The 12,705-nt window shown below is 60.4% G+C and carries 14 protein-coding genes; 8 read left to right on the top strand and 6 right to left on the bottom strand.

Annotation, left to right across the window (positions count from 1 at the left end; translation table 11 throughout):
• Entirely contained in the window at nucleotides 1-2,112 is a 2,112-nt protein-coding gene (locus AB4O41_RS10030; RefSeq protein WP_460147601.1) for a TonB-dependent receptor, read from the top strand.
• A 148-nt stretch (nucleotides 2,113-2,260) separates the two neighbouring features.
• Here the strand turns inward: AB4O41_RS10030 and AB4O41_RS10035 are convergent, their stop codons facing one another.
• The 3 genes from AB4O41_RS10035 to AB4O41_RS10045 are packed head-to-tail and all read right to left on the bottom strand — an operon-like array spanning nucleotide 2,261 to nucleotide 4,124.
• Entirely contained in the window at nucleotides 2,261-2,803 is a 543-nt protein-coding gene (locus AB4O41_RS10035) for a DUF2937 family protein (RefSeq protein WP_008067554.1), read from the bottom strand.
• A gap of 13 nt (nucleotides 2,804-2,816) precedes the next feature.
• Nucleotides 2,817-3,593, bottom strand: coding sequence for a class II glutamine amidotransferase (locus AB4O41_RS10040; protein WP_007898710.1), 777 nt, complete (start codon nucleotides 3,591-3,593; stop codon nucleotides 2,817-2,819).
• 33 nt (nucleotides 3,594-3,626) lie between these two features.
• Entirely contained in the window at nucleotides 3,627-4,124 is a 498-nt protein-coding gene (locus AB4O41_RS10045; RefSeq protein WP_237884157.1) for an MFS transporter, read from the bottom strand.
• A 216-nt stretch (nucleotides 4,125-4,340) separates the two neighbouring features.
• On the opposite strand from AB4O41_RS10045, the gene AB4O41_RS10050 reads away from it, so the two are divergent.
• Both AB4O41_RS10050 and AB4O41_RS10055 read left to right on the top strand, forming a co-directional pair.
• Nucleotides 4,341-6,395 carry a S9 family peptidase gene (locus AB4O41_RS10050; protein ID WP_460147604.1) on the top strand — a complete coding sequence of 685 codons (2,055 nt, stop codon included), beginning with the start codon at nucleotides 4,341-4,343 and terminating at the stop codon, nucleotides 6,393-6,395.
• 213 nt (nucleotides 6,396-6,608) lie between these two features.
• A complete protein-coding gene (locus AB4O41_RS10055) occupies nucleotides 6,609-7,082 on the top strand; it encodes a cyclic nucleotide-binding domain-containing protein (RefSeq protein WP_105348246.1) in 474 nt (157 codons plus the stop codon).
• A 4-nt stretch (nucleotides 7,083-7,086) separates the two neighbouring features.
• Here the strand turns inward: AB4O41_RS10055 and AB4O41_RS10060 are convergent, their stop codons facing one another.
• Nucleotides 7,087-7,377: a hypothetical protein gene (locus AB4O41_RS10060; protein WP_095920352.1), complete on the bottom strand. Its 291-nt coding sequence runs from the start codon at nucleotides 7,375-7,377 to the stop codon at nucleotides 7,087-7,089.
• 95 nt (nucleotides 7,378-7,472) lie between these two features.
• Between AB4O41_RS10060 and AB4O41_RS10065 the strand changes: the two genes are divergently transcribed.
• From AB4O41_RS10065 to AB4O41_RS10080, 4 genes are all read left to right on the top strand, one after another.
• Entirely contained in the window at nucleotides 7,473-8,159 is a 687-nt protein-coding gene (locus AB4O41_RS10065) for a spermidine synthase (RefSeq protein ID WP_007898703.1), read from the top strand.
• Nucleotides 8,160-8,208: 49 nt separating this feature from the next.
• On the top strand, nucleotides 8,209-8,580 hold the full coding sequence (locus AB4O41_RS10070) for a YajD family HNH nuclease (protein ID WP_095630945.1): 372 nt from the start codon (nucleotides 8,209-8,211) through the stop codon (nucleotides 8,578-8,580).
• 191 nt (nucleotides 8,581-8,771) lie between these two features.
• Entirely contained in the window at nucleotides 8,772-9,242 is a 471-nt protein-coding gene (locus AB4O41_RS10075; RefSeq protein WP_007942196.1) for an RNA methyltransferase, read from the top strand.
• Between the two features lie 92 nt (nucleotides 9,243-9,334).
• Nucleotides 9,335-9,712 (top strand): YgaP family membrane protein, encoded by a 378-nt coding sequence (locus tag AB4O41_RS10080; RefSeq protein WP_460147608.1) that lies wholly within the window; start codon nucleotides 9,335-9,337, stop codon nucleotides 9,710-9,712.
• A gap of 232 nt (nucleotides 9,713-9,944) precedes the next feature.
• On the opposite strand, the gene AB4O41_RS10085 is transcribed toward AB4O41_RS10080, so the two are convergent.
• Nucleotides 9,945-11,174 carry a hypothetical protein gene (locus tag AB4O41_RS10085; RefSeq protein WP_460147610.1) on the bottom strand — a complete coding sequence of 410 codons (1,230 nt, stop codon included), beginning with the start codon at nucleotides 11,172-11,174 and terminating at the stop codon, nucleotides 9,945-9,947.
• Nucleotides 11,175-11,299: 125 nt separating this feature from the next.
• The gene (locus tag AB4O41_RS10090; RefSeq protein WP_038979355.1) at nucleotides 11,300-11,749 is read right to left on the bottom strand and encodes a YcgN family cysteine cluster protein; all 450 of its coding nucleotides are present in this window, start codon (nucleotides 11,747-11,749) and stop codon (nucleotides 11,300-11,302) included.
• A 278-nt stretch (nucleotides 11,750-12,027) separates the two neighbouring features.
• Between AB4O41_RS10090 and AB4O41_RS10095 the strand changes: the two genes are divergently transcribed.
• On the top strand, nucleotides 12,028-12,621 hold the full coding sequence (locus AB4O41_RS10095) for a nitroreductase family protein (protein WP_460147612.1): 594 nt from the start codon (nucleotides 12,028-12,030) through the stop codon (nucleotides 12,619-12,621).
• Nucleotides 12,622-12,705: the final 84 nt, after the last annotated feature.

Here is a 12,705-nt window from a genome sequence, read left to right on the forward strand (position 1 = left end):
ATGATCCGAACCAAGCTCTCCCTGCTGATCCCGCTGCTCGGTACCTTCAGCGCCCAGACCTGGGCCGAGGATACCGAGCAGCAGCCCGGCACCTTGAACATGCAAGCCACCGTCGTTTCCGCTACTCGCAGTGAAGCGAGCATTGCTTCGATTCCGGGCTCGGTCCAGGTGATCGATGAACAGCAGGTCCGTGAGCAGAGCGGCGCGGGTCGCCGGGTCTCCGACATCCTCGGGCAATTGGTCCCCGGTCTTGCGCCGTCCAGCGGCGGGATGAGCAACTTCGGCCAGACCCTGCGCGGGCGCAACATGCTGGTGTTGGTCGACGGCGTATCGCAGAACGCCACGCGCGACAACTACCGCCAGCTCAACAGCATCGCCCCGGCCAGCATCGAACGCATCGAAGTGATCTCCGGCGCCAGCAGCATCTACGGTGCCGGTGCTTCAGGCGGCATCATCAACATCATCACCAAGCGCAATCAGGGCCAGGACATTGCCTACAGCAGCAAACTGGGCCTGACCAGCGGCAACAATCTCAACCGCAAAGGCTTCGCCTACGAAGCCTTTCAGAGTGCAACGGGGCGCAAGGATGCCCTTGACTGGTACGTCTCCGCCGACCTGACCCAGCGTAACGATCAGTTCGATGGCAACGGCGACCGCATCCCTCAAGACACCTCCCAGGGCAGCAACATGGACACCGAAACCTATGACCTGCAAGGTCGTTTCGGTTACGAGCTGGATGCCGACAAAAAACTCAGCCTGTCGCTGCAGGACTACAAGGACCAGCAGGACACTGGCTATACAAAAGACCCGACAAACCGACAGGAAGCCGTGGCGGTCAAAGGGCTGAAACTCGACGACCAGCCCTATACCCATAACCAGGCGGTCAACCTCAACTACGCCGACAAGGACTTCTACGGTCAGGGCCTGCAACTGGAAAGCTACTGGCGTCGCGCCGATGCATTGTTCTTTCCGGACCTGTCGCGAGGCAGGGCCGGGATCTCCGACAATAACAGTGTTCAGGACGTCTACGGCCTGCGCGCGGCCATCGACACGCCGCTGCCGGCGATCGGGAGTGCCACGGGCAATCTGGTCTGGGGCGCCGACTATGATAATGAGCGCTCCCGCCAACGAGGTGATCAATACACGCTCAATGGCCTGAACTACACCAAGACCGGCAACACCTACGAGCTGGGCCCGGACATTGAAACCACCACCAAATCGCTGTTCGGGCAGATGTCCTGGGACATCGGTGACTGGACCTTGCGTGGTGGTGTGCGCCGTGAATGGATCGAAAGCGACGTCTCCGACAGCATCGCTTATGGTGAGATCGTCCAGACCGGCGTACGCGCAACACTGCCCGGTGACACCCTCAAATACGATGCCACGCTGTACAACTTGGGGGCGGTCTACCACCTGAGTGAAAACCAGGACGTCTTCGCCAATTACAGCCAGGGGTTTTCGCTCCCGGATATCCAGCGCTTCATGCGTGATGTCAGCAGCACTTTCGACATTCAGAGTCTCAACGCCCAGGCCATCAAAGTTGATAGTTACGAGCTGGGCTGGCGCGGTAACTGGGACCAGTGGCAGGCCGATGTGACCGTGTACGAAAACACCTCGGACGTGACCCAGTTCTACGATGCCAATGATCGCGTATTGCGCCTGATCAACCAGAAAGAGCGAGTTCGCGGTATCGAAAACAGCCTGACCTACCGCGCGACCGATCGCTGGTCGGTGGGTGGCACTTATGCCTGGGCCAAAGGCGAGACCGAGCAGAACGGCAAATGGATCGATCTGCCAGCTACGCGCATCTCACCAGCCAAGACCACACTGTTCGTCGGCTACACCGAAGACGACTACACCCTGCGCCTGCAAGGCATGCATTTATCCAGTTATGACGCCGCCGCCAAGGACGACAACGGACGCGAGATCGAAGGCTATACGCTGGTGGACCTGCTCGGCTCCGTGCAACTGCCGGTCGGTCGTCTTGAAGGCGGCGTGTACAACCTGACCAACCGCACTTACCAGAACCTGTTCACCCAAGCCAACGCCAGAGCGCCGTACGCCAACGCCGAAGGCCGCACGCTGAGCATGAGCTACTCGGTGGATTGGTAAAAACAGAAGCCGGCTTGCCACAATGCAGCGAGCCTGCTCGCGATGACGGCGGTACATTCAGCATCAATGTTGGCTGCCCCATCGCTATCGCGAGCAGGCTCGCTCCCACAGGGGGTATGTTTAACTGACTGGCAAGTCGGCTACTGGGTTACAGGCCGCGCACATCCCGGTCTTCGATCGGCCGGCTCTGGCGCAAACGCTTGCCGCCCAGCACCACCCAGTCGATCAACCGGAACAGGCATTCAATGCCGAACGACAGCAGCAACGCGCCGCTCATGCCCCAGATCATTGCTTCCGGCGTCAGCAGGATCTGGTAGCTGTAGCCGTTCCAGGTTTCCTTGCGAATATCCGGGTCGGCGGCCAGGGCCACTTGCAGGACGCGGATGTACCACGGGCCCTGCATGGCCTGGAATTGCTTGTCGAGGGCCAGTTGACGGGTGAGCAAAGTGCTCAGGCTGTCGGCATCGCTGCGAAAGATCGGGTCTTCGCTGGCACGGTAATGGGCCACGAGCGCCTGCATATCACCTTTGAAAAATTGATTGGCGGTGCCCTGAAAACCGCTCAAACCGGTCTGCGCCTCAATCAGATGCGCCTCGACCCGCTTGGCATAGTCACTGATGAACCCAGGCACCTGGACACCGATCAACAGGCCCGCCGCGAACAACACCAGCCGTAGATAACTGAGCAACATGGGGGAGAGATCCTTATTCGGTCTTGCCCTGGCTGACGCATTCACCGCGTCGCCAGAGGCTCCATTGGCCCGGCTCGTAGCGGGTCCAGGTTTCGTTTTCGGTCAAGGGTTCGGTGGCAATCACCGTGACCACGTCGTTGGGTGTGGTTTCGGCCTGGAAGTCGACGATCACATCGACGTCCTTCAAACGCGCCGGGCCGAACGGGGCACGGCGGGTGATCTGCGCCAGTTTGCTCGAGCAGTAGCAGAACAGCCAGTCACCGTCGCTGAGCAAGCAGTTGAACACGCCTTTGCTGCGGTACTCGGCGCAGGCGGCCACCAGGTCCGGCAACAGTGCTTCGATCTCTACCGGTTCGGGAAACGCAGCACGCACCCGATTGAGCAAATCGCAAAACGCCGCTTCGCTGTCGGTATCGCCAACGGGGCGGTAAAAACTGGCGGTCGGGTTGAAATCGGCCAACTGGCCGTTGTGGGCGAAACACCAGTTGCGCCCCCACAACTCGCGCACGAACGGGTGAGTGTTGGACAGGCACACTTTGCCGACGTTGGCCTGGCGGATGTGCCCGATCACCACTTCGCTTTTGATCGGATAGCGCTGCACCAGGTTCGCCACTTCCGACTCGCTGCTCGCCGCCGGGTCCTGGAACAGCCGCAGGCCACGGCCTTCATAAAAAGCGATACCCCAACCGTCACGGTGCGGCCCGGTACGGCCGCCGCGCTGCATCAACCCGGTGAAGCTGAACACGATATCGGTCGGGACATTGGCGCTCATGCCCAATAACTCACACATGCTCGGATTCTCTATGAAAAGGCAGGGGCAAGGTTACAGACGCGGTTCGACCCGCAAACGCTGAGGGTTGCTCGGCACCGGTGGCCGGCCGTAACGATCATCGCCGGCACCGCCGAAAGGCTGATCGTCGTCAGGCTCGTCGGCCCGCGCCGCTGCCTTGGCGGCAGCCGCCTGTTCCTTGCGAGCGTTGGAAGCGCGCTCGATGGGAAAACGGATGGCCACGAATACCAGATAAATGCCGAAGACAATCATGCCGTACATGAACAAGTCGGAAATCGCGCGCCAGGCGTTGTTGCCAACCTTGAACAGCAAGTCGAGGGCAGTAATGGCGATGGCCGGGGCGACCTTTTCTTTCACCGGGTCGATGATGGTCGGGCTGAACAGCAACACCGCCATCAGCAGCCGCAGCGGCTCACGCAGCCAGCGCCACATCCAGCGGGTGATGCGCATCCACACCAACAGGCAGCCTAAAGCGGCAAAGGCGTAGAGGCCCCAAGCGATCAGATAGTCGTTCTCGGTCATGGTGTCCATGGCAAGGCAGGCAAAGAGGCGCTTATAGTAACGACTTTTCGCACGTCAGGCTTGTCCCAATACCAGTGAGTTAAGCGCATTCCATGTGGGAGCGGGCTTGCTCGCGAAGAGGGAGTATCACTCGACATTGATGTTGCCTGACACACCGCCTTCGCGAGCAAGCCCGCTCCCACAGGTTGCGAAGCCCCTATTCCGTACATTGTTCGAGAGCCATTCATGCCCCTATCCGCCAACGTCACCAGCGCTCCGATTGCCCATAAGGCCGATGGTTCTGACCCGTATGCCTGGTTGCAGGAGCGCGACACCGACGCGGTGCTCGATTACCTGAAAGCTGAAAACCGCTATCAAGAGGCACAAACCGCCGATCAGGCCGGGCTGCGCGAAATCCTGTTCGAAGAGATCAAGGGGCGGATTCTCGAAACCGATCTGTCGCTGCCCTCCCCTTGGGGACCGTACCTGTATTACACCCGCACCACTGCCGGCGACGAATACGCCCGCCACTACCGCTGCCCGCGTCCGGTCGATGGCAGCCTGCAGATCGACGAAAGCCAGGAACTGCTGCTGCTTGACCCGAACGTGTTGGCCAAGGGCGGCTTCTTTTCCCTGGGCGCGTTCAGCATCAGCCCAGACCACCAGCGTCTGGCCTACAGCATCGACTCCAGCGGCGAAGAGATTTACACGCTGTTCGTGAAGGAATTATCCAGCGGCCGCGTCAGCGAACTGGAATTCCAGGATTGCGACGGCAGCATGACCTGGGCCAACGACAGCCTGACGCTGTTCTTCGGCGAACTCGACGACACCCATCGCCCGCACAAGCTGTTCCGCTATCGGCTGGACGGCACCGCGGCCGAAGAAGTATTCCATGAGCCGGACGGCCGATTCTTCCTGCATTGCTACCGCTCCAGTTCCGAACGGCAACTGCTGTTGTCGCTGGGCAGCAAAACCACCAGCGAAGTCTGGGTGCTCGACGCCTCGCTGCCGCATCAGGCCTTTACCTGCCTGGCGCCGAGGGTTGAAGAGCATGAATACGATGTCGACCACGGCAAACTCGATGGCGAGTGGGCGTGGCTGATCCGTACCAACCGCGACGGCATCAACTTCGCGCTGTACCAGGCCGCCGATACTGGCGTCGCGCCGACCGAAGCCGACTGGCAGAACCTGATTCCCCACAGCGACACGGTGATGCTCGAAGGCATGAGCCTGAACTCCGAGGCCATGACCCTGAGCCTGCGCGAAGGTGGCCTGCCGATCATCGAAGTCCGCCCACGGGACTTGGTGCCATATCGCGTGCAATTGCCGGACGCGGCCTACAGCCTGCACGTGCAGAACAGCCTGGAATTTGTCAGCGACCGGATCCGTCTGCGCTACGAAGCCTTGAACCGCCCGGCGCAGATCCGCCAACTGATTCTGACCACCGGCGAGCAGCAAGTCCTCAAGGAAACCCCGGTGCTCGGCCCGTTCGACGCCGATACGTACGTCAGCCAGCGCCTTTGGGCGACGGCACCGGACGGCACGCAAGTGCCGATCAGCCTTGTGGTCAAACGCGAGTTCCTCGGCAAGCCGACGCCGCTTTATCTGTACGGCTACGGCGCCTACGGCGAAAGCCTCGACCCTTGGTTCTCCCACGCGCGCCTGAGCCTGCTGGATCGCGGCATGGCATTTGCCATCGCCCATGTACGCGGTGGCGGTGAGCTGGGCGAAGCCTGGTACCGCGCCGGCAAGCAGGAACACAAGCACAACACCTTCAGCGACTTCATTGCCTGCGCCGAACACCTGATCGCCAACGGCTTCACCACCCCATCGCAGTTGGCGATCAGCGGTGGCAGCGCCGGCGGTTTGCTGATCGGCGCGGTACTCAATCAACGGCCAGAGCTGTTCGCTGCGGCGATTGCCGAAGTGCCGTTCGTCGACGTGCTCAACACCATGCTCGACCCGGACCTGCCGCTGACCGTCACGGAATACGACGAGTGGGGTAACCCGCAAGAGCCGGACGTCTATGATCGGATCAAGGCCTACGCCCCGTACGAAAACGTCAGCGCGCAAGCGTATCCGGCAACGCTGGTGATCGCCGGCTACAACGACAGTCGCGTGCAGTACTGGGAAGCGGCCAAGTGGGTAGCGAAATTGCGCGCGACCAAAACCGACACCAACGCCTTGTTGCTCAAGACTGAACTGGGTGCCGGGCATGGCGGGATGAGCGGTCGTTATCAGGGATTACGTGACGTAGCCCTCGAATACGCATTTGTTTTCAAGGTTTTGGGCATCGCCTGAGGAACTTGGCCCGGCGTGCCGGTCTTAACACCAGACACCGTGGCCCGAGACAACACATCCCCTGTGGGAGCGGGCTTGCCCGCGATGAGGCCATCACATTCAATATCAACATTGGCTGTGACATCGTCATCGCGGGCAAGCCCGCTCCCACAGGAAATGATGGGTGACTGAAGGCCCGGAACAGACACAGACACAAAAAAAGACCGTGACGACATGTCAGAACCGACCTTACTGAACAAAGAAATTCGCGACTGGCTGATGGACTGCGGCCTGTTCGATCAACTGTTGCCGGCAGACTTCGTGGCAGCTTCGGGTTATTTCAGCATCAGCACCATCGCCGAAGGCGAAGAGATCTTCCATGAGGGCGATGCTGGCAGCTTCATGTGCATCATCCACACCGGCCAGGTCGCGGTGCAGAAGACCAACAGCGAGGGGCAGCGGGTGACCATGGCCACCTTGCGCAGCGGTCGGGCGTTCGGCGAAATGGCCGTGCTCGACGGTGAACGACGCTCAGCCAGTTGCGTGGCCGCGAGCAATTGCCAGTTGCTCAACCTGGGCAAGGACTCCCTGGAAAAGATGCTCAACGACGCGCCGAAAATCGCCGCCAAAATCATCCGCGCCCTCGCCGTTTCCCTTTCCAAACGCTTGCGCATGGCCGATGGACAATTGCTCTCGCAGCAGATTTAGATACCTACCCGCCCGGCGTTTTGATTTTCGTTGTACTCGGCTCAAGGCCCGGCAAGGTCTGGTCTTTGGGTGGATTGGGCATTTCGATCGGCGGCAACAGCGGTGGCCCGCCACTGCCGGAACCGGCCTTGGGCACGCTGGTCGGGGTAATCTGCGGGTACGGCGTCGGGGTGGCGGTGCCGGGTGAGCCGGGCATCGGCACGGGGCTGGTGGGGATGGTTTGCAGCTCCTGGGCCTGCACTGCAGTTATCGAGAGCGCGGCCAGGGCAATGACCGTTAGAATGGTGCGCTTCATCAATGGCTCCGTTGGCCTTGTTGTCCTTTTGCAGGCTACTCCCAACTGCGCGTATTTGCCTTCCTCCGTAGTCAATTTCTCCTCAAGAGAGCCCCATGAAACGTTTCGTTCTGCTCGACACCACCCCCATCCCTGAAAACGGCGGTGCCCTGTGCCTGTTCGAATACGGCGAGGACTTTGTCATCAAGATTCAGGGCGGTGACGGCGGGCAGTTGATGAACACCCGCATGCACGGCTCCGAAGATGCCCTGGCCGAAATCCCCTGCCGCAAGGTCGCCGGCCGGCCGAATTCGCGCGTGTTAATCGGTGGCCTGGGCATGGGCTTCACCCTCGCCTCGGCGCTCAAGCACTTAGGCAAAACGGCTGAAGTGGTGGTCGCCGAATTGGTACCCGGCGTGGTGGAGTGGAACCGCGGGCCGCTGGGCGAGAAGGCCGGCAACCCGCTGCTTGACCCGCGCACCGTGATCCGTATGGAAGACGTGGCCAAGGTGCTGCAAGCCGAGCCACAAGGTTTCGATGCGATCATGCTCGACGTCGACAACGGCCCCGAAGGCCTGACCCAGAAAGCCAACAGCTGGCTCTACTCCGCCGGCGGCCTGAGCGCGTGCGCCAAGGCCCTGCGGCCAAAAGGCGTGCTGGCGGTGTGGTCGGCCAGCGCTGACCGGCAGTTTTCCGACAAGCTGAAAAAAGCCGGTTTCAAGGCCGAGGAAGTGCAAGTGTTCGCCCACGGCAACAAGGGCACCCGCCACACCATCTGGATTGCCGAGAAGCTCAAGGGCTGAGCTAAACTCACGTCATAACCGTCATTAGTCTTTTTACAAAGGTGAACCCATGAGTTCGTCCCCCCCAACCAACACATCGAAGCTGGACCGCATCCTCGCCGATAACCAGCGCGACAAGGAAATGGGTTACCGCGACAAGGCCCTGAAAATGTACCCGCACGTGTGCGGCCGCTGCGCCCGCGAGTTCTCCGGCAAGCGCCTGAGCGAACTGACCGTGCACCACCGCGACCACAACCACGACAACAACCCTCAGGATGGCTCGAACTGGGAGCTGTTGTGCCTGTATTGCCACGACAACGAACACTCGCGTTATACCGATCAGCAGTATTTCGATGAAGGTTCGCTGAGTACACCGAAGATTGCCAAGGCGACGCACAACCCGTTTGCGGCGTTGGCCGGGTTGATGAAGAAAGAAGACTGAAGATATTCGTTGGACATGATCGTTCCCACGCTCTGCGTGGGAATGCATCCCGTGACGCTCTGCGTCACATTCGGAAGCGGAACGCGGAGCGTCCCTGGCGGCATTCCCACGCAGAGCGTGGGAACGATCACTGACCACCCCTCCCCCAATCCCCGTATAATCGCCGTTTTTTCCCCGAAGGCACCCCGCTCGTGGCAGATAAACGGTACAGCTGCATTGGTTTGTATAACCCCAAATCACCGGAGAACGTCGGTTCGGTGATGCGCGCCGCCGGCTGCTATGGCGTGGCGTCGGTTTTTTACACCGGCAAGCGCTATGAACGCGCCGCCGATTTCGTCACCGACACCAAGAAGGTCCACTACGACATTCCGCTGATCGGCATCGACGACCTGAAAAAAATCCTGCCCCTGGGCTGTGTCCCGGTCGCGGTCGAACTGGTAGACGGCGCCCGTTCGCTCCCGGAATACACGCACCCGGATCGCGCCCTCTACATCTTCGGCCCCGAAGACGGCTCGCTGGATAAAGAAATCCGCGACTGGTGCGAAGATGTGGTCTACATCCCGACCACCGGCTGCATGAACCTGGCGGCCACCGTCAACGTTGTGCTGTACGACCGCATGGCCAAGGGCAACAACACCCGCTCCGGGCCGAAATTCCGCTGAATTGCCGCATATTCGATGGAACAAGCCGCTCGCCCAGGCAGTCAGCTAAATATCTATTGCTAAAGCAACCCTTCCCTGCCTGGAGACAGATCATGCGCGAGTTCAATCCTGTAGAACGTATCGAAACCACCCCGTTCCAGAGCCCTTCCGTACAGAACGTTCATGGTTGGGAACGCGCCGGCTCCCTGGCGGGTGGCGTGGTCATGCTGAGCAAGGGCCTGCGACGTGGCGGCGTGTTCGGATTGATCGAAATGGCTATCGGCGGCATGGCTCTGGCCCGGGGCATCACCGGGCATTGTTCGGCGAAAAGCCTGTTGGAAAAGAACCGTCAGGACATGAAAAACGCACGCGAGAGAATCGAGCGCGCCGGGGATGAGCTGAGCCGCATGAAAGCCAATGCCGAAGCGGCGACCAGCACGGCGACCGTGACGGGAAATGATTCGTTGAACTCGCCGAAGGCTGGGGTTTGATCCGAAAGTTGCGGTGGAGACTCAGGGCCTCTTCGCGCGCAAGCCTGCTTCCACAGGGTTATGCGGCGTACACAACATTTGTGATCACCGCCAGTTACTGTGGGAGCGGGCTTGCCCGCGATGACGGCAGCACATTCACCATTGATGTGTCAGACAGGTCGCTATCGCGGGCAAGCCACGCTCCCACAGGTTCTGAACTGACTGGCATCGGGGCTTGCCCACGAAGGCGGTGCTACTGAAGCAACTCGCTATCAAGCACCTTGGAAGACTCGCCAAGTACGCTTTCCGCGAGCTGAACGAATGCCTTGGTATCCACACTTTCCAAATGCATCGCCCCACGCAGCACATCATCCAGCGAGCGCTTGTTGCGGGTTTTCAGGCGAATTTCGCGATCCAGTTCCTGTAACAACACTACCGCTTTGGCCACCTGCGCCGGGTTGATCTGCTCACCGCGCAACGTGCTGACCTTCTGGCTGTCCTTGACCAACTTGCTGTGCAGGCTTTCATACCGCTCATCACTCATGCCGCCTGCGCGGCGCACCAGTTCGATGGCGTAATACTCGGCAAACCCTTCGCTGATCCAGTCGCTGCGCTGGCGGTCGTTGATTCGCCCGAACACCTGAGCCAACTCACGCACCAAGGCACTGCTACCGCTTTCGCTGACCAGCGGCAGACGCGTGTTCAGATAGATCGATTCATGCGCGGCCGAGCTGCCGCGCCACATCGGGTCGTTGGCGCCGACAATCAGCAGTTTGGTGGGGTGACGTGGATACACCGCTTGCACTTGCGGCCAGACAAAGGTCAGCAGCGTCAGCACATCCATGCGGCGCATGCCCTGCCCCTGTGGCGAGGCGACGGTGACTTCGGTTTCCCCCAGCCGCGTGCGACGGCTGCCTAGATGGCCGGCGAGCATCCAGCCAGTGGGGCGGTCGAACAGACGCGAGACGTTATCGATCCGGAACGTGTTCTTGCCGATCCGCGGCCAGGCGGTTTCGACACTTTTCCAACCGGTGGGCAATTCGAATTCAAGGCGTGAAACCAGTTCGATGCCGTCCTGCTGATCGAGTTTGGCCGCGGGCACCAAGTCATCGCCACGCATCAGCGCCCAGTTCGGCGTCATGCGGGTGTCGAAGCTGCCGCTCTTGCGCCCATGGCTGATGCGCACGCGGTAGGTCAGGCTGGCCTTGTCGGCGGTCGGGCGCCAGACCCCACGGGCCTGTTTGCCGGGGGTGAGTTGCCATTGGCCATCGGCCTTGAAATCACTGTAGTGACTGCCATCGCCCAAGTCGAAATCCAGACTGCGCACCGCCGAGCCCTGGGCCAGAGTCAAGCGCACTTCGGCCTGATCACTTTGCGGCAACAGGCGCACGTGATAATCCAGATCGACTTTCTGCGCCGCCCACACGGGCGAACTCAGGGCCAAAAGTCCAAAGGCCAACGCCTGCCGCACTCCCACAGCCATACACACTCCTAGTGTGGCGAGCGAGCCTGCTCGCGCCGGGCTGCGTGGCAGCCCCAAATTCTTGTAATCACTGCCGGTTTTGTGGGTGCTACGCACTCAAGCGCGAGCCATATAAGCAGGGGAAACTAACCCGCGCGAAAAATCAGATGGTCTTCCCAATCGTCTTCGGCCACGCTGCCTTCGGCGAGCATGCGCCCGGACTGGGAAATACGTTCGTGATGCACCGCTTCGCGATCACCGCACACCAGATGATGCCAGAGCGGCAGGTCCTTGCCTTCGCTGACCAGTCGATAACCGCAGGTCGGCGGCAGCCATTTGAACTCATCGGCCTTGCCCGGCGTGAGCTGAATGCAATCGGGCACAAAGTCGCGGCGGTTGGGGTAATCAGTGCACTGACAGGTTTTGAGGTCCAGCAATTTGCAGGCGATGCGCGTGTAGTAGACGGAGTTGTCGTCTTCGTCCTCGAGTTTTTGCAGGCAGCACAGGCCACAACCATCGCACAGCGATTCCCATTCCTCTTGATCGAGTTGATCGAGGGTTTTGCGTATCCAGAACGGTTCGACTTTGGCGGCCATGGCTCAAGCATCAACATCAGGTGGTGAAAAGGCCGCCAGTCTAGTGCCAAGGCACCGGCGGGCCAAGCATTGGCGACTGCCGGTACACGGCACTTGTGAGTTTTTGCGTCGCCCGGTAGCTTTGCCAGTCGCAAAGAGCCCTGCCCACGTGCCATTAACGCTCAACGGCGTTGCATTCAGGTGAACGGCCCTGGCGCTCGGAAAACCCTATCGCTCAGCCAACTGCGCCCGCCGGTTTTTTAGACGACCCTCACTTTCAAACGTAAAGGAATCTCTTGATGAGTGCTAACCCACGCGTTGCCGACTACGCCATTCATCCTCAGTTCACCGATCGCTGGTCGCCCCGTGCCTTCACCGGCGAAACCATCCCTGAAGAGACCTTGCTGAGCTTCTTCGAAGCCGCACGCTGGGCTCCATCGGCGTACAACTCGCAGCCTTGGCGGTTTCTTTATGCGCGCCGCGACACGCCGAATTGGGAGCGTTACCTGGGCCTGTTGAATGAGTTCAACCGCAGCTGGGCGCAGCATGCCTCGGCGCTGGTGATCGTTGTCTCGAAAACCACCTTTGCGATACCTGGCGCCACCGAAGAAACACCGGCGCTGTCGCACACCTTCGACACCGGTTCGGCCTGGGGCCACCTGGCGCTACAAGCGAGCATCAGCGGCTGGCACACTCACGGCATGGCTGGTTTCGATCAGGAACTGACTCGCAAAGAGCTGAATATTCCTGAGGAATATGCGCTGCACGCGGCGGTGGCGATCGGCAAGCTGGGCGACAAGGCGACGCTGGCGGACTATCTGCAAGCTCGCGAAGAGCCGAGCCCGCGTCGTCCGCTGAGCGAGTTGGCGGCTGAAGGTGATTTCACCCTCTAACCAACGATGAAGACCTAATGTGGGAGCGGGCTTGCTCGCGAAGGCGGTGTGTCAGTCACCTTGAGTATCGACTGACACTACGCT

The sequence above is a fragment of the Pseudomonas sp. S2_A02 genome, from assembly GCF_054668495.1.